General features: G+C 28.7%; 1 protein-coding gene. It reads right to left on the bottom strand.

Going from position 1 to position 1,071, the window contains the following annotated elements; genetic code table 11:
- Nucleotides 1-136: 136 nt before the first annotated feature.
- On the bottom strand, nucleotides 137-829 hold the full coding sequence (locus tag V6251_RS15120) for a hypothetical protein (RefSeq protein WP_341588994.1): 693 nt from the start codon (nucleotides 827-829) through the stop codon (nucleotides 137-139).
- Nucleotides 830-1,071: the final 242 nt, after the last annotated feature.

Here is a 1,071-nt window from a genome sequence, read left to right as displayed (position 1 = left end):
AATAGCAGTAGGTAATAAGTTATTAAAACAGGCTTTCGCTATTGCTAAAAGAGGGAAACCTTATGATGAAAATTTTGTTTCAAGATTAGCTTAAAATGGCTTGGTTTTTAACTCAGTTCTTTGTTGTGGTTAGTTATTACTCGGTTTGTTGTTCATTAAAATCATATTTTGGTGGAGGATTAAATCTTTTATCTTCCAAATCTGTGAAATCAAAAAAAACTAATCTACGATTGTTAAGTTCATCGATTTCGATTCTTTGTTTATTTGTCAACTCCGAATATTCTGTTTGATACCATTCTTTTGATAAATAGTTTTTGTAATCATTTATTCCGTTTCTAATTTTAGTTAAAATTGGCTGTAAATATTCAACAGGAAAAGGCTTTTTATAAAATTGAAATTCAAACTTTCCTTTGGAAATCGAATCAAATAAAGTCGTTTGGGGAATTCTGACTTTATATTTTAACTTGGATGAGACTTCCATTTCTCCGTTTGCGTTTATAAGATAATGTAAAGTAAAATATCTTAAAGAGTCAATACTTTTTAGGTAACCATTGAACAAAACTTTAGAATTGTCAATTGCTTCAATTTTAGCATTATATCTTTCGCAACCAACAAAATCAGAAGTGCCATCTCTTAAAAATAGATATTCCGATAAAGCTTTGGTGAAATTTATAGAATTCGGATGATTTTGAATGAATTTCGCATATTCTATATAATCCCTTGATTCTTTTGTTAAAGCCCAATCACTTTCCTGCAAATCATTTTTTTCAACGTTTTTACATTGAATTACAAGTATTAAAATCGGTAAAACTTTTAATATTATCTTCATTTTTTAATTAACCACAACGGTTCTGTATATGATACGTTGCGTGTGTAAGCAACTAATTTAGCAAATAAAAACCGAATAGAAAATCCGCGAGGATTTTCGTAAGTAGGCTAGAACTAGCAATAAATTATATACGGCTTAAGTTTGTCTTTCATTAAATTTAACTAATAAATAGAAAGAACAAAAGAGAGAAATAAGATTAGTATACACGGTGAAGCTTTAGACTTCGACAACATTGATAATCC

The organism is Olleya sp. Ti.3.14 (genome assembly GCF_038154885.1).
Classification (GTDB): Bacteria; Bacteroidota; Bacteroidia; order Flavobacteriales; family Flavobacteriaceae; genus Olleya.
This window is presented reverse-complemented; position numbering and strand designations above follow the sequence as displayed.